The following is a 23330-nucleotide window of genomic DNA, read 5'->3' as shown; positions in this document are numbered from 1 at the left end:
GAATAATCATAAAACTCATTTGTGTAGTTGTGATTGTCATGACGAAAATACGGAACCTCATCCTGTAGGCAGTTCACACTGATCTCAATTTTTAAATTTTCTATCTATTTCTTGAGCTATTGCTTCTAACTGACTAGTATCTCCAAATTTTCTATATGTTAATTTTTCAATGGTTTTGATGATGCTGATTGCGGCTCTATATTGTGGAATTTCAGGCTCATTTATTTCTCCATACATGCCAATTCCTTGAATTTGATTCTTTTTGGCAAATCCAAGAATTAATCCATTAAATCCTGTGATGATTGATTTTTGGGGAGTTGTATTTACTTCAAGTGTTTCCATCTGTTTTGTTAACTCCATGGATGTAGTAGTGATGAATGTTTTTGGATTGTTATCTAGCACTACATTAGTATGAAATCCTCCAAGTGTGTAAATGAATTTTGCAGAATACTTTTTTGCAACATCTATCACATCTTGACATAAAGCATTTAATTCACTGTTGCTTTGTGGCTGTCCTTTTCCTCCTCCAAAAACAATCAGATCTTCTGTGTATTTGTATTCCCAACTCTCATCTGGAAGATCAATGTATCCTCCGTTATCAATTACATATGTTGGATAAGCCGTCTTTGCAGTTCTGAATGTCTTTGTTCTCAATGAATCGTTAATGAAATTTACTACAATGCTTCCTACATTTCCCATATCTTGCATTGCTGCAATAATGATCGGTTTTTCTATTCTGGGTTCTTCATTTTGAATAAAATCCACAGCATATGTGAAATGTAATGAATTTTAAATCTATGTTCTAATTACAAATTCTATTTTTCCTATTTCATATTTTTACGTGTTTAAAGATCTTATCGTTGCCAAATGATCTACTGTTATGTTATTTCATGTTTCAAAATTTTCTGTTCATGCCCTTTCTTGAGTAGATTTGTAATTTTTTGTATTTTGAATTTTTCCATCTTCTATAAAATTTCTATAAACAATTCATGCCCGTATTCAATATCCTTCTTTTTGAAACAATCTTCGAGTTTTTGACGAATTCATGTTTTACTAAAATCGTGATTATCTTAAAACTCGGTAAATCTTAATCTTATTCTCTATGAATTGAATTTATGTGCCTTGATTTTTTGGCAAAATCGTGCAATTTTGAGCCTATATGTCTCAAAATCCATTTTTTGCCATATACTAAGATCTATATCATATTTTAACTCTTTTAGATCAGAGGTGATTTCTTCAGTGATCGTCCAAAATATGAAGATTCATAAGGCAAAAAAACTTTCTATCGACAAATTATGGAAACATCCATGGAAAACATTGGAACATTAGAATATGTTCTTGACAAATATTCTAAAATCTGGTGCTGGAAAATTACTGGTGATCGTGCGGTCAATATGATCTCAAGACTGGTTCCTGAAGCATGGTATGGGGAAAACATCAACGAAGTAATTATTCCTGACAGCACTGAGAGTGTAAAACAATTAAAACTCATAATGGATAGATACCCGCTAGAAATTTTGTCAAAATCGATTTGGCAAAGAAAAATTGTAAAAACTTATGCCCCTAAGCCTACACTTCCTCCAATCAAACACAAATTAAAACGAGCAAAATCTGGAGAACAGTTCCGTGGAAAGCTTTTAAATTTTCAAAAGGAGGGGTTGGACTTTTTACTCAAATCTTCTGGTAATGCATTGTTAGCTGATGAAATGGGGTTGGGAAAAACTGTTCAGACATTATCTTATGTGTCTACTGAAAAACAAACCTTTCCTGTTCTCGTTGTGGCTCCATTGGTCACATTAAACAATTGGGAAAGAGAGATTGAAAAATTCTTAAAGAAAAAAAGTCGAAACGGAAGAATTATTGAGACTGAATCTCCCAGTGTTACAATTATTCGAACTGGAAAATCTGAAGAGCTGCCAAAAACTGATATTTACATTATCAATTATGAACTGCTCTTAAAGAGGTCTGAGGATCTGATGAAAGTTGGACTCAGAACCATAGTTTGTGATGAAGTTCATAATTTAAGATCGAAAACCACTCAAAAATATAAAGCCGTGAAAAAACTTGCTGCGCTTCCTACCATATTGTATAGAATTGGATTATCTGGCACTCCTATTTACAATAGAGGTTCAGAAATTTGGCCTATCATTGATATAATAAAACCTGGGCTACTTGGAAGCTTTAAAGAATTTTGTGAATACTTTTGCTATGTTAATGAAAAAGGTAAGGCCATCGTATTAGAAAACAAACGTGCATCTCTTAGAAATGAATTACAAAAACATGTCATGTTAAGAAGAAAGAAATCTGACGTGTTAAAAGAGCTAAAAGATAAAGTTCGTTACAAGGAAGTAATAGCAGCTGATACGGATTACTATCTTGAAGAACTTGATAAAATCTGGAAAAAACTTGAAGATGAACAAAAAGTTGCAGAAACTGAATTTTCAAAATCTGCATCATATCATAGAGCTATTCAAAGTGAAAGACAGATTGCGGGACTTGCTAAACTACCTCATGTGATTAATTTTGTAAAAAATATTATGGAAATAGAAGAAAGTGTTGTAGTATTTTGTCATCACAAAGTAATTCATAAATTACTAAATGAAAGCCTAGAAGAATTTTCCCCTGTTTCAATAATTGGTGGACAGTCTGATACACTAAGACAGGATCAAATAGACAAATTCCAAAAGGGTGAGTCAAAACTCATGATTGCTGGAATTCGCGCAGGAAATGTGGGTATTAATTTAACTCGAGCAAAATATGTAATTTTTGCAGAACTTGATTGGAGTCCTGCAATTCATAGACAAGCAGAAGATAGGCTTCACAGAATTGGTCAGAAAAATACGGTGTTTGCATATTATTTGATTGGTGCAGGAACTCTGGATGATCACGTTGCAAATATCTTAGTGGATAAAAGCTATGAGATTGATGAAATTATGGATGAATCCACCGATAACTATGAAAATAAAGACAAAGCAGAACTCATTTTGGCACAAATTCAAGACAAGATTCGTTCTAAATAATTAAATCTCTAGTTTGTTCTTTAATTTAGATAGTTTTTCTAAAATACTTTGTTTCTCGGATTGCTCTAATTTGGAATCTTGGATATTTTTAGAAATCTCATCAATTATACTTATGATTTCAATTTCATGAGTTGGACCGGAAAATACTGTGTTCTCAAAACCACATTCTTCTGTTTTATCGATCTCTTCAATTCCTTCAGACATTATTTCGTAAATTTTAATAATTTTATCTTCTTGTCTTTGTGGAGACATTAGCACAAATTGGTTCTTTCTTAGTTTTTCCAAATTTTCTAAAATTTCATCTTCTCTTATAGAAAGAATATCTCTAATCTGTTTTATGCTGCATGATTTTATTTGAAGTAGTCTTAAAATTTTTGCCCATGTTGGTATGTTGTTGCTCCAAAGAATTTCTTTTGCAAGATTGGTTATGGAAAATGAACCGTCGCTATTTAGTGATAAGAATTTTCTATCTTTTAGAGATGCTAACGAATCAAGAATTTTTCCTACGCCTAATCTCTTTAATTCTGATTTCTCAAGATTATTTTCATTAAATGTTCCATTTGCCTTCATTGCCAAATCCAAAATTTCTAAATCTATGGTACCTAATTTTCGCATATCTTGCTCTCCTTTCCAAGATTAATCATTCTTTCCAATTGATTTTTGTTCTTGAAGAATATATGTGGATTATTGAACCTTGAAACGTGGTCCGATATGAACTTCCTAGATTGCCTTATGGTTATGATGAACTAGAACCATTTATTGATACAGAAACCATGAAAATTCATCATCAAAAACATCACCAATCTTATGTTGATGGATTAAACAAATCTCTTGAAGAAATTGGAGGTGCATCTCATCCCAAATACATTTCGTCAATTCTTTCTGAACTCACATCAATTCCTGAGTCTGGACGAAGCGCAATCAATTTCTTTGGTGGGGGATTTGAAAATCATAGATTGTTCTGGGAAACTATGACTCCTGATGGTGAAGATAAACCTAATGGAAAATTAGAGGATGCAATTGATGTGTATTTTGATAGTTTTGAAAATTTCAAGAAAATTTTTTCAGAAAAAGCTATTGCGATTCAAGGAAGTGGGTGGTGTTGGTTAGTTTTTAATCAAACTTATAATAAAATTGAGATCATAACCACTCAAAATCAAGATAGTCCGTGGACGGTCCAAAAAACACCTCTTTTAGGATTAGATGTCTGGGAACATGCATATTATCTAAAATATCAAAACAAGAGACCTGATTATGTACAAGCTTGGTGGAATGTCGTAAACTGGGATTATGTTGGAAATCGATTCTCTGAACTTCCTGTGTGAATTTTCTAATTTGAGCAAATTCTTCTAAAGAAAAATCCCTTCCTCTTGTTTTTTAGAATTCTTTACACATGTTAATTTTTTTTTGATTTTTTTAACAGTTTTTAAGAGAATCATCTACTGGGTTTATCTTTGATCATGAGTATAATCCAGTATGAGTATTTCAGGAATGTATATGTTGAATGCAGAGGAATACAAAGAAGAAAAAATCCAGCAGGCTCTTAGCATGTTATATGCTGATAGGAAAAATGAATTTCGTGAATTGTCACACGTATTGCTGAATGAAAAAGCATTGAAATCTATGCCCAATTGGAAAGAATTTGTTTTGAATTTTTCTTTGGATGTAGAATCTGCCTTTAAAACATGGTCTGGTCGAAGCCCATTAAGTATTAATTCTCCACAAAAAGCACTCACTATTCTTAGACAATTGGGACATGAAAAAACATCTATGAATCAATTGGCTCATCTCCTAAACATCTCGTATAATTTGTCTCTAGAATTCAAAGAAATATACAAACGTCTAAAATAATTCTCTTTTTTTAAATTGTATTTTATGAAGATAATGTTTTTAAAATTTTTAAAATAGTTTTTTTATAATTAATCTTGAAATCCACCTAATTTTGTAGGTACAATTTGAACAAACTAGTAAAGATATATCTCGACGATTTAGTATTTTTATGGTATTGACAGTATTGATTGCCAACAAACTAAGAGATGAAAAGCCAAAATTTGATTCAGATAATTTGACAATTAATGTCAAAGGGTAAAAACAGTTTGGAAAAATATAGTAATTCTTGCATTACAAGTATTGTGCCTGAAAAAAAATTAGATCTTTCTGAATATGAGTTAAAATGTCAAGATATTCTTGATGATGACGAAATACGTTATGCTGCACTGTTAGATGAATCTGGAATGATATTGGCAGGAGGTAAAAAACCTGGCATGACTGTTAGGTTGTCTGAAGAACAACTGCAATCCGTTTGTACAGAATTGGCATCTAGGGTATCAAAGAGAAAAAAATTTGATAATGAATTAGGCCATGTGAAATATTCTGCTTCCCGTAGAGAGCATGTGGTAATAATGAGTTTTCCAATTTTTGATAAGGTGATAATGTTGGTTGCAGAATCTAATGTCAATATAGATAGGTTGGCTTTTCGTGTAATTTCCAAACTTGGAAGACAGTGGGGAGAATTTGTAGGCGAATGATCTCTCATTTGATTTAGACATTATCTTATATAGTATGATGTTATGAAAATAAAAAATGGTTAGCTGTATTGTGATTGATGATGATCCTGAAACAATAAGTGTTTTCTGTGAGGTGCTGGACATGATTGGTCTTGATGTTGTTGTTACTGGTAATAATGGCAAAGATGCAGTTGTTATGTATGAAAAACATAAACCTGATTTGATTTTTGTTAATTTGATTATGCCTAAATTTGATGGATTTTATGCAATTAAAAATATATTAAAAAATAATCCTGATGCTAAAATTGTCGTTGTAACCGGTGATCTAATGGCTGGTGAATCCTATCTTATGAATACATTAAAAGTTACAGCAGTGATCTATAAGCCATTTGACATTACTATCATTAAACGAATGTTGACTGATGTGTTTTTTTCAGAATAAATCAGGTTTATCTCAATTTCATATGCATCCAAAATTGGGGTTGCCTTGGTCTAGTTGTTTATACGTGCTTTTTTGAGTATCTCAGTTTTGTGTCTCACAAATTTTCCAAGGTGTTTCAACTATGATTTTGCCTTCTACATTTTCAATTGTCTTTTCCCATATTTTGGACTCTGGATTTGATTCATAGAAATAGATTTTTCTCATGTGTTTTATTCCAATTAACTCCCTAAAAGATAATGTTTGTAATTCCACACAAACAAACAAGATATAGAAAATATTCAAAAAACTCTGTTCATGTTGAGCAGAAATCATTTTTAATCTAATCAAGATTAAAATCACGTGTGAGTAATAGTAATTCTATGTCTGATGCTGAGATGAAATACACTTGTATTATAATCGACGATATGAAAAGTCATCAATTATTGCTGTCTCAAATGGTTGAAATTTGTGGTTTAGAAGTAATTGGTATTGGTGAAAATGGAAAAGAAGCAATTGAACTTTTTGATTCTTCAAAACCAGATATTGTATTTTTAGATATGAGGATGCCAAAATATGATGGATTTTATGCAATAGATGGTATTCAAAAAATTTCTGAAACTGCTAAAATTATTGCAGTGACTGCTGATACAACGACTGACACTTTTGGTCGATTGACTAGTATGCATGTTCCTGTCCTCTCAAAACCTTACAGCATGGATACTCTTAAAAAAATTATAAATGATCAATTCCCATCAGAAAAATAATTTAGAATTAAAAAATTTATCTGTGGATTATGTTAGTTAATTTATTTATCCAAAACACATGAATTTGTTTCAACATCAAAAACTGTCCCTTTCCCACATTTTGAATTTACTATATCCTGGGAAACCCCATTATCCAAAACACATGAATTTGTTTCAACATCAAAAACTGTCCCTTTCCCACATTTTGAATCAGTTACTGTATTTACTGATGACCCTTTGGGGATGGTATTTTTGGAAGTTAAATCATCCTTTTTGGAATCTGCCGTGTCATATCTTTCAAATGTGTTATCAAAAACTCCTTGGCTGTACGCCCCACCAAGAACAATTAAAATTAAAACTGGAATTCCTATTATGATGGGTAATTTCAAACTTTTGCCTTTCATTTGATTCATAGAATTGGATGTTTTTTCTTTCTGATTATGATTTGATCCTACCTCAAATAATGATGAGCCGCAAATCATGCAAAAATTTGCCTCCAATGGAGTTTTTTTACCGCATTTCCAACAATGAATCGTTTCCCTATTTTTGAGATCCACATCAATGGTTTCATCCGTATCTGCATTCTTGTCTGATTGTTGTTTTATGAGATATTTCTCCTTCATACGTTGAAGGTAATTTTGATCAGTTACCCAGATAGTCTTGTTTTCGATATACCCCTGTTTGATGTGTTCTAATCTATATGCGTCACCCACACCTAATTTCAATAGAGCATTAACATCATCGACAATATCTGATGAATCCATGAATTATCTATTGGGATGCTATTCTAAATTGTTTCTTTCTTAAAATTATCACTTGTGATAATTCATAAACTGTAAATTGAGCTGACAAAGCCACATTTATGCATGGACTTTATGTTGGAAGAAGAATTAATTGATTTGATGACCTTCTGCCTTCAAAATCCAGAGTCTTCTGAGATTCCTGAAAAACATAAAAGAATCACTGAGATCGGACATGAACTATATGCAGACGGGGGAGTTGACGCTTTGGAGAATTTCTTTTTTGTATTGAAAAACCGAATTGTTGAAGAAATAGAAAAAGATCCATCCCCAATGCGATCGCTTTGGAATGGCCTTACCGATGAATGGCAGTACTGAATTTCTTTAGTGAGAAATTTATCCTCTGCCTATTCTGAAAATGGTTGTACTACAAGTTGGGCAGGTGCCCTTTATTGCAGGTTTTCCATTTTTCATGGTGTATGGTTTTGCGCCATTGATATCTCGTTTATCTCGGCACTTTACACAATATCCTATTGTCATGATTGAATTAGGCTCGAGGTTCTATTAGGAAGAACTTGTTGAACTTTTTTTACTAAGAGGCAAACCTCAGATCTTAATTTTACTGTTCCAAAACAATTTTTTTCGTAACGCAAACTTAGATAAATTTAGGAACAAATCATTCAAATTTCTTATAAAGTCATTATTTTTTAAAATCTCTTTTATTTTTTTTTAACTTACGAATATGTCTATTTTTGAATAATTTGTCAATGCACTATGATTTACCAAACCTTCCCAAACAAAAATCTCTGCTACAAATTCGCCAGAATCGTTTGGAGTCCATGATAATGATGGATTGAGTTTTTGATTTGGTGTTAACTGTCCACTAATCCAACCTAATGATACAATGAAATCATTTTCATTTTTTATCTGTACAAGATAAACAAAATTTTGAGATTTTTCTTGATTATTTATGATGTCTGCAGAAATCTGTATTTGTTGATTCACATTAACATTGTCATCTACCGGTTGTCCAAATGCATTTTCCAATCTTGGATCATTCATTGTGGCTCTTTCTAATTCACTCAATGCAAACGCAGAAGAGAATGTGACTAAAAACACAATCATTACTAGTGCACTAAATATTCTCACTATCACGCGTTTTTGCTTCCTTTTTAGTTAATAAAGCGTTTCTACACTATTTTGATCGGATGATTTGTGAAGGGTTTAGAATTTTTCTAAATTGTCAATTATGGTGCTTTTTGATGTGATTATTTTTCCTGGATTAAGAATGTTTTTTGGATCAAAAAATTGTTTAATTTCTTTGAAAATTTGATAGTTGTCTTTTCCGTACTGTTTTTTTATAAATTCTGAGCGTGCAAGACCATCTCCATGCTCTGCTGTGATGGTTCCGCCTAGTTTGAATATCTCATCAAAATACAGTGTTGCTATCTTCTTAATTGTCGTAAATTTACTTCTGTCCGAAATTAATCTGACATGTATGTTCCCATTGCCTGCATGACCGTATACAATAGTTTTTGTTTTAAACTTTTTATTTATTTTTTTTAGAATTTTAAAAATTTCCGGTAAATTCTCTAAAGGAACTGCTGCGTCTTCAATAACATGTGGTATTCTTTTTTCTTTTTTAATGGATTTTAAACTATAGTGCAATGATAAATCCCTGTATCTCCACCACTCGTTAATTTCTAAATCTTTTTTTAGTTTTTTAACAATTTTTCCTGTGATTATTGATTTTAGTTTTTTTTCACTCCTATCTACATCTTCATCATATTCAACAAAAAGTAGACATTGAGTATCTTGAGAAAATTTAAAATTAATTTGATTGAGAGTTGTTCTGTCTACAAATTCTATTGCTGATGGCATTGTTTTGTTAATTTCTAAACAATTTCTTGATGCATCTATGATTGATTTAAATTCAATAATGAAAAGGATCTTCTTTTCTGGATTGTCTCTTATTTTGAGTTTTATTGATAACACAATTCCTAATGTTCCTTCAGAACCTATGACTAGTTTATGGGCATCTGTAATTGATCTTATTTTGTCAATTCTATATCCAGAAGAATTTTTAGTGACATTTGGAAACTTTTCAATTTTTATTTTTTTTGAAAATTCTAGTATCTTTTTTGAAACTTTTTTATCTTTTGGAAGTGATACTTTCTTTCCATTTCCATCAATGAAAATAATCTCTGCGACATTGTCAATTACACTTCCATATTTTAGACTCTTACTTCCACTAGAATTATTTCCAATCATTCCGCCAACTGTACAAAAAGAACCAATTGAAGGATTTGGAGGAAAAAATTTATCATGAATTTCTAATTTTTTATCTAATTCTCCTTTGATAACTCCTGGACCTACTATTGCATAGTTTTTGGTAATTTTTATTGAATTGAAATTTTTCATATCTAAAATAATTCCGTTGTTTAGGGCACTCCCAACAAGCCCAGTCCCTGCTCCACGCACTGTGACTGATGATTTGAATTTTTTTGCAATCTTGATTGCACTCATGATGTCTTTTTCATTTTTTGGAACTATTACCACGCTTGGAATTATTTGATATAAGCTAGAGTCCACTGAGTAAAAATTCCTAATTTCCTTTTGTGTACACACCTTTCCTGCTATGGATGTTTGTAATGATTCGTAGATGGATTTTTTCAAGTATGGAATCTAAATTGCGATTCTATAGTAATCCCATCGTTCTGGATCAAACAATGTGACAAATTCTGCCTGCTCTTTATCTACTCTTGCTCTGATGACATCTCGTAATGCAAAACTTGTCAAAAACTTGTATTTCATGGAATGAGACTGCATGATAAACATGTGTCTCATCTCACTTCCTCCCTTGAGTCCCCAATACCCCATCTTTAATGCCAAAGGTTCTAAAAATACTGTATTTCTTAAACCGTAATTCTCGTCTCTGATTTCTTCTCGTAGTTGGTATCTTTCAAGCGGTCCTCCTTTTGAATATCCTATGATCTCTCCATTTTTATTATTTAATCTAAGCGTGTTAAGAATTGTTTCAGGATCTCTTACCGATTTCTCAAAATCATCTTTTAGAAATTGTAGTGGTTTTGGAAGTTGCACAAATATGTCGTAAAGTGATTTGATGAATTTTGGATCGTTCCTTGTACTCATACATTCTATGGTTGGAATTAACTTGACATTTTCATAAGAACAATCTGCTTGAATTGTGATTTCTTGTTGTCTTAGTTTCATGAATGCAAGAACTGATCCGAAAAAATTCTTTCTCATTTCTTTTGGGAGTATTTTTAGAATTGTTTTTGCCATATCTGTTTCTTTATTTAGTAATTCTTCAAAATATGCCACTGAACTTCTAACAATTAATGAAGGTCTCCATGCTAATGCATGTGCATTCATTTTTGCCATCTCCATTGCTTTTGAAAAATCACCTAATGCATAACCACAAATTCTATCAACTACTGAGAGATACCATCCCATTTCCATAATGTGTTCTTGGTATGGTAGATTGTTTCTTGTCAAATCTGAATTTTCAAAACATTGTTTGATTTGTTCTTCGGCATTCTGTTTAAGTTTTCCACTCCATGGGTATGTTGTTCTCAAAATCAAAACTTTGATAATTTCTAAATCGATTTTTGCTTCATCAATTAATTGCTGCAATTTTTTATCCATTGAAATAAATTTTAAAACACTTTCTTCATGAGGTTTGTCTACATTTTTTTGAGGATCAAAATCATGAAATAACGCTGCTACGTAAAGATATTTTATGTCCGTATCTGTAATTTCCACTTTATCTTGAATTGAGGCCAAAAGTGCAAAATATGTGACTTCTAATTCATGAATGATATTGTGGTATCCGTAATAATCAATTCCTAATCCTTGACTTTCAAACAAGTCAATTGTATAGTCTAACATCTCTACATAGCAATCATCTTCTATGCCTTTTTCCACCATCAGATTAAGAATTTCGTTTCTCATTGAATGGGTGTTTGCAAATTGCTGCAATAACACAAGAATGTAATTCCTGTTTTTAAAGATGATCTACTGGTCAGTATCAAAATGACCATTTTCTAAATAATTCCAGTAAAAATCTATAATTGAGAATTTCTCGAAACACTCAATAGAATTATGAATTAGATGTTTTCTAATGTCTGTCAATCATAATTTACTTGAATCTCTGATGTTATTCATTGAGAACAATACCCCCAAATACAGTCTAAATCTAAACGGTGTTTCATATCCTATGATTAATGTCTCGATTACCAATTCCCCAATACCTGTAAATGAGCCTACTACTCGTGGGGGGGTTTATTTTTCTGATACATTTGCCTATAAGATGAAAGGCGTTGTTGAAGATCTTTCAATAGTTCCTTTATTGACAAAAAAGATGTTAGGACCTAATACAGAATTTGGTGAACTTCAAATTACGACTGAAATTGAATCTGAAGGAAAATCTCAAAATCTAGAAATATTTACAAATCTTACAAACAGTGTTCAGACTCCAAATTCAATTGAACTTAGTATGATTATAATCAAACTAAATTCTGTCTAGTCTGTAAGATACCTATCATATTTCTCTTTATTTTCTTTATCTGAAAGTACTTCGTATGCCTTGTTTAATTCCATCATTTGTTTCTCAGAATCTTCTTTTGTTTTATCTGGATGGTTTTTTTTTGCAAGTTCCCTGAAATTCTTTTTTATCTCTTCTTGTGTGGCGTCTTTTGATAATCCTAAAATTTTATAATAGTTTGGAAGTTCATTATTCAATACGGCATCCCTAAATTCTCTATCCTCTTTACTATTTTTTCTTGTTCCTAACTCTTCATAATCATCTCCCCAGTCAGAATGATATTTTTCATAAGTTTTCTCATTTTTTGATTCATGTTCTTCTTTATCATAAGATGTTTTTTTCCGAAGTATGATGTCTCTTGCTAAAAACATAAAGATTGCAATCACTGCAATTGCAAAACCAGAAAAAAGAATAATTTTCTCCTCATCTGTGACTTCTAATTCCATATCTAGATTGTTTGATTGTGGATATGCTGTTTGCAATGTTCCAAAAACAATCAATAAAATTACAAAAACATTGATTCGGTTCATTTTTCCTACGTTAGTCGAAAATCTTCTTTTGCTGTATTCAGAACAACATGAGTGATTGTATTTTCCACATTTGGAATGGTTGCAAGGCCCTTTACAAACTTGCTCAATTCATTCCTTTCTTTGAATTTTGCAATGATTATTGTATCTGTTGAACCTGTAATGTCATATACCCCACACACGTTTTCAAATTTTGATATCTCTTCTTCCATGTCTACAATTTTATCGTTTTTTGCCAAAATCTCAATAATTGCAGTTAGGGAATATCCTATTTTTTCATGATCAATAATTGCAGTATATCCTTTGATAATCTTCTCTTTTTCTAATTTTTTGATTCTAGATAGCACTGTGACAGTTGACATACCTAATTTCAATGCAAGCTGTCTTGCTGATTGCCTTGCATCCATCATTAAATTTTTGAGAATTTTTTCATCTGTACTGTCTAAATTCATGATTATTTATAGTGAAAAATTTATTTAAATTTTCACTCAATACATGTAAATTTGTTCAGTTTTTTTATTTTTCCTTGCTATGGTTGGTTTCAGATTTAATACAATCGAAATTCATTGTAATTCATGAGTCAAATCCAGGATCTTGTTGAAAAAGGGCAATCATTAATGGATGATGGAAAGTTTGATGAAGCCTTGGGTTTTTTTGAGCAGGCTCTTCTTTTGAATCAAAATGATCCTGATCTTTGGAACTACAAAGGCGTTGCACTTCGAAGTTTAGGTAGATACGAGGAATCTATGGAATGCTTTAACAAATCCTTGGAAATTGACCCGCGAGATAAACATGCCTCATGATTTTACGCTACCCTCTCGTGATGTTCTTTCCCAATATTATAAAAAGAAATCGGGAGGATTATGGATTAATCCTCAAAGTCATAATCTGACTCTGAATCGCTGTCATCATCATCGAATCCGTCATAATCGTCTTGAATTCCATTGTTGTAACTCATGAGAATTGTGAAATCTGCTAAGCGGATAAACAAATCACTAGTTGATTTCATCTTATTTGAAGTCAATTCTTAACATTGAAGCCATGTTGTTTTATTGGCTAAAGATACAAAAATCATAGTTTCATGATTGATAAAGTGAAAACATAGTTTACTTTTAGTTAATCTATATTATTAACAAAATGTTATCAAAGATTATGAGTGATAAAGTAGATAAGATGCTAGACCAAGCCTTTGAGTTTGCAGATGAGGAGAATTTTGATGATGCACTTAGATTATATGATTTAGTACTCAGGGAAGAACCTGATAATATTAATGCCCTAGTAGACAAGGGAGTGACCCTCCAAAACATGGGTCGAATAAAACAAGCAATCCGAACATATGATAAAGCCCTTGCAATTTCCCCTAATTTTCTTGATGCAATACTGAATAAAGGAACTGCATTGCATTCAGATCAAAAGTATCTTGAGGCAATAGGATGTTATGATGTGGCTCTAAAAATTGATAAAAAATGTGCAATGGCCCTTGCCTACAAAGGTCTCTCATTAGGGGAAATTGGAGAATTACAAGATGCGATAAAGCATTTCAAAAAAGCACTATCTATTGACAAAGATTATGATTTGGCAAATATCTCAAAAGAATTTGCTCAAGATTTGCTAAAATCAATAAAGAAGAAATCTAAAACACAGTAACATCGCCGGGTGCTGGCTGTCTCTTGATGTTATTTTCGTGTGATTCTGAGAATTCTTTGTGCTTTAATTTTTGATGCTCTCTTAACTTTTCAATGTTTTCGAATCCTTCATGACACAAGTAACATTTTGGTTTGTGCTCATCAACTAACGGAAGTACCATGCAGATCATATTAGTTTGGATTACTTATCTTTTGAGACTATAAGGAATATATCATGATGAGAACATGAAATAATATGTTAGAGCAACTAGTTGGGGATTCTCAAGCATTAGATCGTGCAATAGCCGGGGAAGAATTGTCCTATAAAGACGGTCTTGAACTGATGAATTATGACAACCAACACATTCTTGCCGCCGTTGCAGATAATTCGCGAAAAAAACTAGTTGGAGATACCGTTACTTTTGCGGCATCTTACTACATGAACTATACCAATGTGTGTGCTGCAAGCTGTCAGATGTGTGCCTTTTATCGAAAAGATGGTGCTGATGATGCATATACTCTAACTTCTCAAGAAATCGAACAACGCGTCGGCATTGCAAAACAGATGGGCGCAACTGAAGTTCATATTGTAGGGGGATTTCATCCGACACTCCCGCTGGAATATTATGAAGATATGATGAAAGTTATCAAAAAAAATCATCCTCAATTAAACATCAAAGCACTTACAGCAGCTGAGATTTTCTTTTTATCCAAATTAACTAAAAATTCTACGAAAGAAATTCTATCCCGTCTCAAGGATGCCGGGCTTGATTCAATGCCTGGTGGAGGAGCAGAACTATTCCATCCTGACATCCGGGATAAGATTGTAAGGGGAAAATGCACTGGGCAACAATGGCTTGATGTAATTGAAGAGGCACATAATATGGGAATTCAAAGTAATGTCACAATGCTATACGGACATATAGAAAAACCAGAACACATCATTGATCATTTAATTAAAATTCGCGAATTACAAAAAAAGACCAAAGGATTCATTACATTAATTCCGTTAAAGTTTAGTTTGGATAATACTGAATTAGAGCAACAGCATCTAGTCAATAATGAATGTTCATCATTATATGATTTGAAGATAATAGCATTGTCCAGATTAATGCTTGCAAATGTTCTAAATAATATCTCTGTTTATTGGGTTGCATATGGAAAGAAGCTTGCTCAAGTTGCATTGTCAAATGGAGGAAGCGATTTAGTTGGAACTGCATTTTCTGAGGAAATCTATCGTGCTGCAGGAAAACCTACTGCGTCATCCATTGAAGAACTGGCAACTATGGTAAAAGAAATTGGACGATCCCCTGCACAGAGAAATACTCATTTTGGAATATTGCAAGAATTCTAAGTCATTTGCTTTTTTATAGATTCTAATTTTTCTTCCATTCTAATCTGTTTGTCTCTTCTTGAATCAATTTTTATCACAACTTCGACTCTTGCAATTCCAAGATTATGAACTACTTCCATCATTGTTTTTGTAGCACTATTAATTACATCGATGTTGTCTGATTCCAAAATTGTTCCCATAGGATTCACTTGATATCTTAAATTCTCAATATTCTGAATTGATTCGATTGCCTTTGCAATGTAAAAACTTGCACTTGTAGTCTTTGTGGCCATCGGATATATGGAAATTTCAGCCTGAATCAAGATTATTTTATAATGATTTTTTACATAATTATATCTTCTATGATAAATTGAAGAGTTTACGGTGTAGGGTTGATTATTTTATCTGCTCTATCACGTTTACAAAAACTACAATACTCTTCTGATGAATTTCGATTGATTGGAGTTAAGCAATCATGGCAATATTTCATGTTTTATGTATCCCTATCTAGTATATTAGGAAACTAATTCTGAATTTATGGTGATAATTTTCACAAAATCTCTGAAATTATTTTTTTACATGCATGTTTGATCAATTCCCAGAACCGTATCTGGGAGGTTCTTTTTTTAAATTGTTAATACCTCCAAGTTCACACTAATTTATGATGATTCACAAAATCCGCTATTTTGAATCGAAACAGCTATCTGAAGGAATTTACCTTCAAGATGTAGTAAATGAATTTCTATCCCAAAAAGGCGAAAACATTATTGCAGTTTTACCTGTAATGGATAGTGCATTGTTAGTCCATTATAAGGAATAACTCTATTTTTTTATCTTATTTCAAAAACATTCGATCCTGACATGTGTATTTTTTAATGGTACATTTTGATAAATGATTAATTACTTATACTACTGTTTCCTTTCAATGAAAAGATGAGAACATCCTACAGGGATTTAAGAACCTAAAATGATTAAAGAGAAATGTGATAGGTGTGGTTCACCGTTGGGAACTGAAAGTAGAAAAACTAAACAACGATTTTGTGGTAATTGTAAAAAGAAATTTGAATTATATCGAAAATAGTTTTTCGATTATTCGGCAGGCTTTTTCTCCTTTCTTTTTGCACTGTCTTTCTTTCTTCTAGCTCCAAAACTAATCAATACCAACAAAAATCCTACCCCGATTAAGATTCCTGCTAATGTGTTATAGTCTTGATTTTCTTGTTGGGCAATAAGCAAATCAACTACTTCTTCTTCTGTCATTCCTGCTTGGCCTGCGGGCATTGTTGCACTAATATTTACTACAAGGATGACTCCGACAATAATCATCGCAAGACCTCCTGCAAGTATTTTCTTGTCTACCAGAATCATCGATAATAGATGATATTTCATCATATATTAGGCATTTTCTTGTTTCAAAATTTTTGACCAATTCATTTGAATTTCTTATATTATTTTAAAAATAATTTTAGAACCTATCTTTGGATTTGATCGTTTTAATTATTCCCTCACGTTTTTTATACTCTATTTGCAAATTGCGCTCTATCCTTTTCATAGTCTCTTCTGATGTCGGATTTTCCAATTCTGATTTCTTGTGTTCTTCAAGCTTCCTAATCCTTTCATCATTTGCTTTTCTCTCTTTGTCTAGTAATTCCAACTGAGCATTACATGACTCACAAATTAATTCTCTATCTGTTCTCCCATGAAATTCGATATCACATCTTTTACAAATCAAACTCAAATTACTATTTTTATACTAAAATTGTTAACTTAAGCGTGTTGTTCTAGTATCAAATTTATTAATGCTAAAAATGGTTGCATTTTGGGCAATAGTATTCTGACTGCATGTTTTTTTGCTCATTGCCTCTTCTTTTTTCTTGTGGATTTACAATTTCCATCTCCACATCGCATTTTTTACATATCTTCATATTGTAACTTTGTTTTTTTAATCTAATAAAGCATCTGAAATATTAAAAAGAGTTTTATCAAAATTTAGTAATTAAAATCCCTCAGGTGGTTTTTGAACAAAAACATTGCACACAAGAACATCTGTCTTTGAATCTCTGTATTGTACATTACATGAGACAAATTTTCCTTTCAATGCACGTTCTAAATCTTCTTTGGTTGTTTCGCCATATTGTGGTTGTTCAGGATCATCCACTTTTGCAATCATAATTTTTTCTGTTTTACCATATTCTTCCTGATTATCTTTTCTTGTGTGACTTACAAGTAGTTCAAATGCATTGTTTGTTAGAATTCCAATCACGGCACCACCAATTCCGTCTCCCATATTTTGAAATTTTTTTTGTTCTATAATTACTTGGTGGCTATGCTTATCTGAAAATTTGGAACTAATTTTTTCTCTTTTGCCATTTCAAAGAGTTTTCTAATTGATTTTTCACCTGGATCCCCCATATTGACTGTGACCTGATTGACATACATTTTTACAAACTTTTCAATCAAGTCTCGTTTCTTTCCTCTGGAATACTGCATCGCGTATTCTAATGCGTCATCAAAATTCTTCAAACCAAATTCAATCGATGATTGCAGATATTTGTCAAACTTTACAATTGTATCCATGCCCAAATCTGTTCTCATAACATTGATTCCGAGAGGCACAGGCAGACCATCTGTCGTCTTATCCCACCATTCTCCAACATCTAAAATCTTGACATTTCCTTCTTGTGCGTATGATAATTGGGTTTCGTGAATTACTAGCCCTGCATCGACTTTTCCTGTTTTCACTGCTTCAGGAATATCACTGAAATTCATTTCCACAAAATCGAATTTCCCAATCATTAGCTGAAGTAGTAAAAATGCAGATGTCATTTTTCCCGGAATTGCAATTTTGCATTTCTTTAGTTCGTCAATTGATTTTTGTTCTCTAGCTGTAACAATTGGCCCATACCCTATTCCAAAACTTCCGCCACTTCTCAAAATTGTATATCCTGGTATGTATGCACATGCATGCACTGAAACTGCTGTGACATCAAGTTCTGGATCTGTAGCTTTACGATTTAGTTTCTCAATATCTTCAATTACATGATTCACTTTAAAATCTGGAGATGGAACTTTGCCTGTAAACATTCCATAAAACATGAATGCGTCATCCGAATCAGGAGTATGTCCTACAGAAATTTCCATATTTATTTCCTAAATTCTCGTAATAAATACTAAAATCTATCTTGAATCGTTTTTCTAATATACATCTGAAATATCTTGATATTATGAATTCAATTGTAGCATATGAGAAAGACATAGAACTTGAATTAGATTTTTTAAAATCATTCCAAAAACAAAATCCAATATCTCAAAACCTCCAAAAAAACATACTGTTTTCTGGCAGTGGTGATTCTTTTGCATCTGCAATGTTAGCCGAGTCATTTTCAAACGGTCTTGTAAAAGCAATGGACCCGTTAGATTTGTATTCAAATAGAGAATTAGTAAAATCAAAACATGTCTATTTTGTATCTATATCTGGAAATACTATTACTAACATTAGAGTTGCAAAAATTGCAAAAAAAACAACTGCGATAACCTCTCAACCTAAAAGCAAATTGGCAAAAACATCTAATGAAACCATTCTGCTTACTGCTGGAAACCATGGTGTCTTTACCGCTGGAAGCATATCTTTTTTAGAAAGTGCCCTCACATGTGTTTCTCTCGTAAGAAAAATAACTATTCCAAAAAATAATGTATTATTTCTTAAAGCAAAATCTGATGCAAAAAAAGCAAAAATCTCAAAAAGACTTTTTGTTTTAGGAAATTTCTATACCTTTCCTTTAGCTATGTATTGCGCTGCAAAATTTTATGAAATTTTAGGCTATGATTCGCACTATTGCCGAATAGAACAATTCTCTCACATGGAGTTATTTTCTTCAAAAAAAGGTGATACGGTAATAATTTTTGAGGCAAAAAACTCTTACAATACACAACTGGCACAAAATCTCCAAAAGATTGGAATCAATGTCATTCACCCAAACATGCCCTCTGAAAAGATTTCTCAAATGGTTTACTGTATATTTTTTTCACAATTCATTTCTCTTAATGAGGCCAAAAGGAAAAAGAAGAATGAATGTCATTTTGTCACGGCAGAAAATATTCGTAATGTTTCAAATCGAATGATCTATTGATCTTTTCTAAGGCTAAGGTTTAATAGCTGAATATTAGGGTCTGCGAATATGGTAAAATTCAAGTCAACAGGAGAAGTTCTTAAAATCATTAAGAACAAGGATCAAATCCGAAACTTTGGTGTTATCGCTCATGTTGACCATGGAAAGACTACCATGAGTGACAGTCTTTTGGCAAACTCTGGAATTATCGCTCCATCTGCTGCTGGAAAAGCTTTGGCAATGGACTTTGACAAAGAAGAACAAGCAAGAGGAATTACAATTTATCAGGCAAATGTTACTTTACACTTTACAAAAAACAATAAAGAATATGTCATAAACATGATTGATACACCTGGCCACGTCGACTTTAGTGGAAGGGTGATTCGAAGTCTTAGAGCAATTGACGGTGCAGTTGTGGTCTGTGATGCTGTAGAAGGTATTATGACTCAAACTGAAACTGTAACTAGAATGGCACTAGAAGAGCGTGTAAAACCCGTTTTGTTTATCAATAAAGTTGATAGACTCATCAAAGAACTAAGATTAACGCCAGAAAAGATGCAACAGCAATTGGCAGATGTTGTATCAAACTTTAATCAATTAATTGACACATATGCTGAACCTGAATACAAGGAAAAATGGAAAGTATCAATCCAGGACGCCAGTGTGACTTTTGGCTCTGCAAAGGATAGGTGGGCAATCAATCTTGATTTGATGAAAGAAAAAGGAATTTCATTTAAAGATGTAATTGATGCATATCAGAACGAAAAAGTAGATGAACTCGTAGAAAAAGCCCCTCTAGCTGATGCAGTTCTTGGAATGGTTGTAAAACATCATCCTGCCCCACATGAGGCAGTAAAATACAGGATTCCGCAAATTTGGAAAGGTGATTTGGAATCCGACGTTGGAAAAGCATTACTTGCATGTAGTGATGATGGTCCTACAATTATGATGATTGTGAATATGGTTTTAGATCCTGCTGCGGGACCTGTAGCAATAGGGAGGTTATTTTCTGGTAAAATTAAAGATGGACAAACAATCAACATTATAGATTCAAAAAGAGAGGGACGTGTACAATCTGTTAACTTCTTTATGGGAAACCAAAGAGAACAAGTAGGCGAGCTTGGTGCTGGAAACATCCCTGCATTACTTGGCCTAACTGAAGCTAGAGCCGGAAACACGCTATCTTCCATTAAAGACATTCCAATGTTTGAAGGCGTTCACTATGTTTCAGAGCCTGTTGTTCAAATTGCAATAGAACCAAAACATCCTAAAGATTTGCCTAAATTAGTTGAAATTCTCAAACAACTAACAATTGAGGATCCAAACCTAATTGTGAAAATCGATGAAGAAAGTGGTGAGACAATTGTTGCGGGAATGGGAGTTTTACATCTTGATGTCGCAACACACAGAATTCAAGACGCAAAATGTGAAATTGTCACATCTGAACCTTTGATTAACTATAGAGAAACAGTAAAGGGAAGTTGCGAACCAATCATGGCAAAATCTCCAAACAGACACAATAAGATTTTCATGAAAGTAGAGCCGCTAGAACCTGAAATTGCTCACATGTTAAGAACAGGAGAAATCAGCGATATGAAAGATAAAAAGATGGTGGCAGAACTTCTAAAGAAGGCCGGATGGGATACTGACACAATCAAGAGAGTGATGAAATTTGATTCACGTGGAAATGTTTTGATTAACGGAACTAAAGGTGTGCAATTTGTACAAGAATCAACTGATTCTATTAATTCCGGATTCGAAGAAGTGATGAAAGAAGGACCTCTCTGTAAAGAACAGATGAGGAATTGCAAGTTTATCTTCACTCACTTTGTACCTCATGAGGATACCGCACATAGAGGACTTTCTCAATTGGGTCCTGCTTCCCGAAGAGCATGTATGGGCGCTTTACTTACTGCTGGAACTGCAGTTCTAGAACCTACTCTAGCTATTGAAGTTCGTGTTCCTACTGATTTGGTTGGAAATGTGGCAACTGTTCTTTCTGGAAAGAGAGGCAAAGTATTGGACATGTCTCAAAAAGGTGCTTCAAGCATTATTACAGGTGAGATTCCAGCTTCTGAAACATTTACTTTATCTGAAGAGATGAGGGGCCAAACAGCTGGACGTGCAACTTGGAATACCTCATTTAAGGAATGGACCGAAGTCCCAAAATCAATGTTAGGACCAGCTGTTGCTGACATTAGGAAGAGAAAGGGATTGGCACCAGATCCACCAGGTGTTAACGAGTTTATCGATAAAGAGTAAAAATGGTATCTCCCCGTTCTGGGAACAAAAAGATGCTGCGTTGTCGTAAATCTTAAGAAACAAAGATCCTACAAAATTTCATGTCCAATGTAGAACTAATAGAAAAATTCTATCTTGCTTTCAAAAACAAAGACATGAAAACCATTCAGCAATTGTGTGATGAGAAACTAGAATGGATCACTCTGAAAGGAATGCCTCACGGTGGAAGATATGTTGGCTTGGATGCAATCTTTAATGATTATTTTGCTAACATGTTATCAAATTTCAAGGAATTTCATGCAGTTCCTGAAGAATATTTGGATTCAAAAAACCACGTAATAGTAATTGGAAGATATACGGGAATCTCAAAGGAAGAAAAAGAATTTGATGTTCCATTTTCCCACATCTATGAGATCAGGGACAACAAAATTTTCAAGTTCAGGCAATTTACAGACACACAAAAGATTCAAGAATCATTGGCTTGACTCTCAAAGGCAAGAAAAATCATTACAACGTTAAACTTCTTCGAGGTTACGGAGTATCAATTTCACTCAAAGATTCCAAAATAATTCTAAAAAATGGCGGACAAAGATACAGAAATTTTAGATGTCGGTAGCAGTGATGGTATTTTTGATGGAAAAGATCCTTACATTTCAGGAATAGCTGTATTTATTGCAGTTTGTAGGTATTTTTTCAAATTTTTTTTATCTCCATTTATCTCCATTTAATTTGTGCCTGGCTTTTGAAAAATAAATGGACATTTTTCCATTTATCCGTCATTTTGTTTGTAATGTGCATGCAAATCTGAATTTCAAAATTTCTATTTGATGTCTATGGCGATTTCTCTGAATTTTTACCGACATTGATTTATAGACAACCTTCCTAATATAGGTCGACCTAGATAAAATGAGTCATAATGAGCCTAACCTAGAATCATATGAGCGTGAAAGGATAGTTTTTCAGATAATCCGAGACAATCCTGATTTACATCACAATGCCTTGATTAAATTGATTGTTCCTGAATTTATGGCCAAAACCACATTTGAAAAGACACGAGATATGTTAATTGAAAAAGAGATCATCACAGTTCAAACAAAAGCAAATATGAAATTTTACTTGCCTTCAAATAATTACGCGTCCAAATCTCAACATCTAGTTGAAAGAAATACGACAAATTCTTTTCATGATTTAAAGTTACAAATCAAGAGATTGAATACTGATTTTCCACACAAGGACATTGATGAGAAAATAAACATAGTGAATTCACTATTGAGAAATTTATTGGAGACTGACAATGGGTTTACAATTTTGGATGCTGCTAAAAATCCTAAGAAAACCCTGTACCGTGATGAACATCTGACAATTCAACAGTTAATTCACAATGTGTTTGAAATAACAAGAAATGATCGTGATTCTGAAATCCTTTTTCCAGCAATTACAAGTTATTTGGGATCTATCCTACCCAAAAATTTATTGAAATAGACTACTCATCTAGTT

34 protein-coding genes are annotated in these 23330 nt (G+C 32.8%); 16 read left to right on the top strand and 18 right to left on the bottom strand.

All coding sequences use genetic code 11. The annotated features are described in order from the left end of the window. Nucleotides 1-84: 84 nt before the first annotated feature. A complete protein-coding gene (locus K5783_RS04415; protein ID WP_297472352.1) occupies nt 85-765 on the bottom strand; it encodes a PAC2 family protein in 681 nt (226 codons plus the stop codon). Nucleotides 766-1295: 530 nt separating this feature from the next. On the opposite strand from K5783_RS04415, the gene K5783_RS04410 reads away from it, so the two are divergent. Beyond that, nucleotides 1296-3020 (top strand): DEAD/DEAH box helicase, encoded by a 1725-nt coding sequence (locus K5783_RS04410; protein ID WP_297472349.1) that lies wholly within the window; start codon nt 1296-1298, stop codon nt 3018-3020. Here K5783_RS04410 and K5783_RS04405 read toward each other — a convergent pair whose 3' ends face one another. After that, nucleotides 3021-3635 carry a hypothetical protein gene (locus tag K5783_RS04405; protein ID WP_297472347.1) on the bottom strand — a complete coding sequence of 205 codons (615 nt, stop codon included), beginning with the start codon at nt 3633-3635 and terminating at the stop codon, nt 3021-3023. It abuts the gene before it with no gap. An 86-nt stretch (nt 3636-3721) separates the two neighbouring features. Between K5783_RS04405 and K5783_RS04400 the strand changes: the two genes are divergently transcribed. The 4 genes from K5783_RS04400 to K5783_RS04385 all read left to right on the top strand — a co-directional run bounded on the left by K5783_RS04400 (nt 3722) and on the right by K5783_RS04385 (nt 5969). Continuing rightward, a complete protein-coding gene (locus K5783_RS04400) occupies nt 3722-4345 on the top strand; it encodes a superoxide dismutase (RefSeq protein ID WP_297472345.1) in 624 nt (207 codons plus the stop codon). Nucleotides 4346-4496: 151 nt separating this feature from the next. Beyond that, a complete protein-coding gene (locus K5783_RS04395; RefSeq protein ID WP_297472343.1) occupies nt 4497-4871 on the top strand; it encodes a hypothetical protein in 375 nt (124 codons plus the stop codon). Nucleotides 4872-5095: 224 nt separating this feature from the next. After that, on the top strand, nt 5096-5548 hold the full coding sequence (locus K5783_RS04390; protein ID WP_297472342.1) for a DUF6659 family protein: 453 nt from the start codon (nt 5096-5098) through the stop codon (nt 5546-5548). A gap of 55 nt (nt 5549-5603) precedes the next feature. After that, nucleotides 5604-5969, top strand: coding sequence for a response regulator (locus tag K5783_RS04385; RefSeq protein ID WP_297472340.1), 366 nt, complete (start codon nt 5604-5606; stop codon nt 5967-5969). Nucleotides 5970-6050: 81 nt separating this feature from the next. Here K5783_RS04385 and K5783_RS04380 read toward each other — a convergent pair whose 3' ends face one another. Beyond that, a complete protein-coding gene (locus K5783_RS04380; protein WP_297472338.1) occupies nt 6051-6296 on the bottom strand; it encodes a hypothetical protein in 246 nt (81 codons plus the stop codon). A 32-nt stretch (nt 6297-6328) separates the two neighbouring features. Here K5783_RS04380 and K5783_RS04375 point away from each other — a divergent pair, with 32 nt between their 5' ends. Continuing rightward, on the top strand, nt 6329-6712 hold the full coding sequence (locus tag K5783_RS04375; RefSeq protein WP_297472336.1) for a response regulator: 384 nt from the start codon (nt 6329-6331) through the stop codon (nt 6710-6712). A 41-nt stretch (nt 6713-6753) separates the two neighbouring features. On the opposite strand, the gene K5783_RS04370 is transcribed toward K5783_RS04375, so the two are convergent. Further along, nucleotides 6754-7455 carry a zinc ribbon domain-containing protein gene (locus tag K5783_RS04370; protein ID WP_297472334.1) on the bottom strand — a complete coding sequence of 234 codons (702 nt, stop codon included), beginning with the start codon at nt 7453-7455 and terminating at the stop codon, nt 6754-6756. A 102-nt stretch (nt 7456-7557) separates the two neighbouring features. Between K5783_RS04370 and K5783_RS04365 the strand changes: the two genes are divergently transcribed. Then, nucleotides 7558-7809, top strand: a complete 252-nt coding sequence (locus K5783_RS04365; protein WP_297472332.1) for a hypothetical protein — start codon at nt 7558-7560, stop codon at nt 7807-7809. A gap of 18 nt (nt 7810-7827) precedes the next feature. Here K5783_RS04365 and K5783_RS04360 read toward each other — a convergent pair whose 3' ends face one another. The 4 genes from K5783_RS04360 to K5783_RS04345 all read right to left on the bottom strand — a co-directional run bounded on the left by K5783_RS04360 (nt 7828) and on the right by K5783_RS04345 (nt 11433). After that, nucleotides 7828-7971: a DUF5679 domain-containing protein gene (locus tag K5783_RS04360; RefSeq protein ID WP_200829019.1), complete on the bottom strand. Its 144-nt coding sequence runs from the start codon at nt 7969-7971 to the stop codon at nt 7828-7830. Between the two features lie 189 nt (nt 7972-8160). Beyond that, nucleotides 8161-8586 (bottom strand): hypothetical protein, encoded by a 426-nt coding sequence (locus K5783_RS04355; protein WP_297472331.1) that lies wholly within the window; start codon nt 8584-8586, stop codon nt 8161-8163. Nucleotides 8587-8655: 69 nt separating this feature from the next. Continuing rightward, entirely contained in the window at nt 8656-10023 is a 1368-nt protein-coding gene (locus K5783_RS04350) for an FAD-binding oxidoreductase (RefSeq protein ID WP_366939154.1), read from the bottom strand. A gap of 93 nt (nt 10024-10116) precedes the next feature. Then, on the bottom strand, nt 10117-11433 hold the full coding sequence (locus tag K5783_RS04345; RefSeq protein ID WP_297472326.1) for an HD domain-containing protein: 1317 nt from the start codon (nt 11431-11433) through the stop codon (nt 10117-10119). Nucleotides 11434-11575: 142 nt separating this feature from the next. On the opposite strand from K5783_RS04345, the gene K5783_RS04340 reads away from it, so the two are divergent. Continuing rightward, nucleotides 11576-11980 (top strand): hypothetical protein, encoded by a 405-nt coding sequence (locus K5783_RS04340; protein WP_297472324.1) that lies wholly within the window; start codon nt 11576-11578, stop codon nt 11978-11980. On the opposite strand, the gene K5783_RS04335 is transcribed toward K5783_RS04340, so the two are convergent. Together K5783_RS04335 and K5783_RS04330 are read right to left on the bottom strand one after the other, a co-directional pair. Further along, the gene (locus tag K5783_RS04335; RefSeq protein WP_297472322.1) at nt 11977-12528 is read right to left on the bottom strand and encodes a DnaJ domain-containing protein; all 552 of its coding nucleotides are present in this window, start codon (nt 12526-12528) and stop codon (nt 11977-11979) included. The genes K5783_RS04340 and K5783_RS04335 overlap by 4 nt on opposite strands. Before the next feature lie 5 nt (nt 12529-12533). After that, on the bottom strand, nt 12534-12977 hold the full coding sequence (locus tag K5783_RS04330; RefSeq protein ID WP_297472320.1) for an Lrp/AsnC family transcriptional regulator: 444 nt from the start codon (nt 12975-12977) through the stop codon (nt 12534-12536). 123 nt (nt 12978-13100) lie between these two features. Between K5783_RS04330 and K5783_RS04325 the strand changes: the two genes are divergently transcribed. Beyond that, entirely contained in the window at nt 13101-13328 is a 228-nt protein-coding gene (locus K5783_RS04325) for a tetratricopeptide repeat protein (RefSeq protein ID WP_297472318.1), read from the top strand. Nucleotides 13329-13393: 65 nt separating this feature from the next. Here the strand turns inward: K5783_RS04325 and K5783_RS04320 are convergent, their stop codons facing one another. Beyond that, nucleotides 13394-13534 carry a hypothetical protein gene (locus tag K5783_RS04320; RefSeq protein WP_297472316.1) on the bottom strand — a complete coding sequence of 47 codons (141 nt, stop codon included), beginning with the start codon at nt 13532-13534 and terminating at the stop codon, nt 13394-13396. Between the two features lie 143 nt (nt 13535-13677). Here K5783_RS04320 and K5783_RS04315 point away from each other — a divergent pair, with 143 nt between their 5' ends. Further along, nucleotides 13678-14172 carry a tetratricopeptide repeat protein gene (locus K5783_RS04315; protein WP_297472314.1) on the top strand — a complete coding sequence of 165 codons (495 nt, stop codon included), beginning with the start codon at nt 13678-13680 and terminating at the stop codon, nt 14170-14172. Here the strand turns inward: K5783_RS04315 and K5783_RS04310 are convergent. Continuing rightward, complete coding sequence (locus K5783_RS04310) at nt 14159-14332, bottom strand: hypothetical protein (RefSeq protein WP_200829018.1); 174 nt, start codon at nt 14330-14332, stop codon at nt 14159-14161. The two genes, K5783_RS04315 and K5783_RS04310, sit on opposite strands and share 14 nt — an antisense overlap. A gap of 74 nt (nt 14333-14406) precedes the next feature. Here K5783_RS04310 and K5783_RS04305 point away from each other — a divergent pair, with 74 nt between their 5' ends. Beyond that, entirely contained in the window at nt 14407-15504 is a 1098-nt protein-coding gene (locus tag K5783_RS04305) for a radical SAM protein (RefSeq protein WP_297472311.1), read from the top strand. Here K5783_RS04305 and K5783_RS04300 read toward each other — a convergent pair. After that, nucleotides 15501-15806, bottom strand: a complete 306-nt coding sequence (locus K5783_RS04300) for an MTH1187 family thiamine-binding protein (protein WP_297472310.1) — start codon at nt 15804-15806, stop codon at nt 15501-15503. The two genes, K5783_RS04305 and K5783_RS04300, sit on opposite strands and share 4 nt — an antisense overlap. A gap of 338 nt (nt 15807-16144) precedes the next feature. On the opposite strand from K5783_RS04300, the gene K5783_RS04295 reads away from it, so the two are divergent. Then, on the top strand, nt 16145-16303 hold the full coding sequence (locus tag K5783_RS04295; RefSeq protein WP_297472308.1) for a hypothetical protein: 159 nt from the start codon (nt 16145-16147) through the stop codon (nt 16301-16303). A gap of 269 nt (nt 16304-16572) precedes the next feature. On the opposite strand, the gene K5783_RS04290 is transcribed toward K5783_RS04295, so the two are convergent. From K5783_RS04290 to K5783_RS04270, 5 genes are all read right to left on the bottom strand, one after another. Then, nucleotides 16573-16851, bottom strand: a complete 279-nt coding sequence (locus K5783_RS04290) for a hypothetical protein (RefSeq protein ID WP_297472306.1) — start codon at nt 16849-16851, stop codon at nt 16573-16575. Nucleotides 16852-16948: 97 nt separating this feature from the next. Then, entirely contained in the window at nt 16949-17221 is a 273-nt protein-coding gene (locus tag K5783_RS04285; protein ID WP_297472304.1) for a hypothetical protein, read from the bottom strand. Between the two features lie 64 nt (nt 17222-17285). Beyond that, nucleotides 17286-17408, bottom strand: a complete 123-nt coding sequence (locus K5783_RS04280) for a hypothetical protein (protein WP_297472302.1) — start codon at nt 17406-17408, stop codon at nt 17286-17288. 71 nt (nt 17409-17479) lie between these two features. Beyond that, nucleotides 17480-17770 (bottom strand): hypothetical protein, encoded by a 291-nt coding sequence (locus K5783_RS04275; RefSeq protein ID WP_109875967.1) that lies wholly within the window; start codon nt 17768-17770, stop codon nt 17480-17482. Between the two features lie 26 nt (nt 17771-17796). After that, entirely contained in the window at nt 17797-18624 is an 828-nt protein-coding gene (locus K5783_RS04270; RefSeq protein WP_297472300.1) for an MqnA/MqnD/SBP family protein, read from the bottom strand. An 83-nt stretch (nt 18625-18707) separates the two neighbouring features. Here K5783_RS04270 and K5783_RS04265 point away from each other — a divergent pair, with 83 nt between their 5' ends. From K5783_RS04265 to K5783_RS04250, 4 genes are all read left to right on the top strand, one after another. Continuing rightward, nucleotides 18708-19613 (top strand): sugar isomerase, encoded by a 906-nt coding sequence (locus K5783_RS04265; protein ID WP_297472298.1) that lies wholly within the window; start codon nt 18708-18710, stop codon nt 19611-19613. 48 nt (nt 19614-19661) lie between these two features. After that, on the top strand, nt 19662-21854 hold the full coding sequence (locus tag K5783_RS04260) for an elongation factor EF-2 (protein WP_297472296.1): 2193 nt from the start codon (nt 19662-19664) through the stop codon (nt 21852-21854). Between the two features lie 80 nt (nt 21855-21934). After that, nucleotides 21935-22318: a nuclear transport factor 2 family protein gene (locus K5783_RS04255; RefSeq protein WP_297472294.1), complete on the top strand. Its 384-nt coding sequence runs from the start codon at nt 21935-21937 to the stop codon at nt 22316-22318. Nucleotides 22319-22739: 421 nt separating this feature from the next. Continuing rightward, on the top strand, nt 22740-23315 hold the full coding sequence (locus K5783_RS04250) for a hypothetical protein (RefSeq protein WP_297472292.1): 576 nt from the start codon (nt 22740-22742) through the stop codon (nt 23313-23315). Nucleotides 23316-23330 lie beyond the last annotated feature (15 nt).

The sequence above is a fragment of the Nitrosopumilus sp. genome (genome assembly GCF_025699125.1).
GTDB lineage: Archaea > Thermoproteota > Nitrososphaeria > Nitrososphaerales > Nitrosopumilaceae > Nitrosopumilus.
Note: the sequence above shows the minus strand (reverse complement) of the source record. Positions and strands in the feature narration are given on the sequence as shown.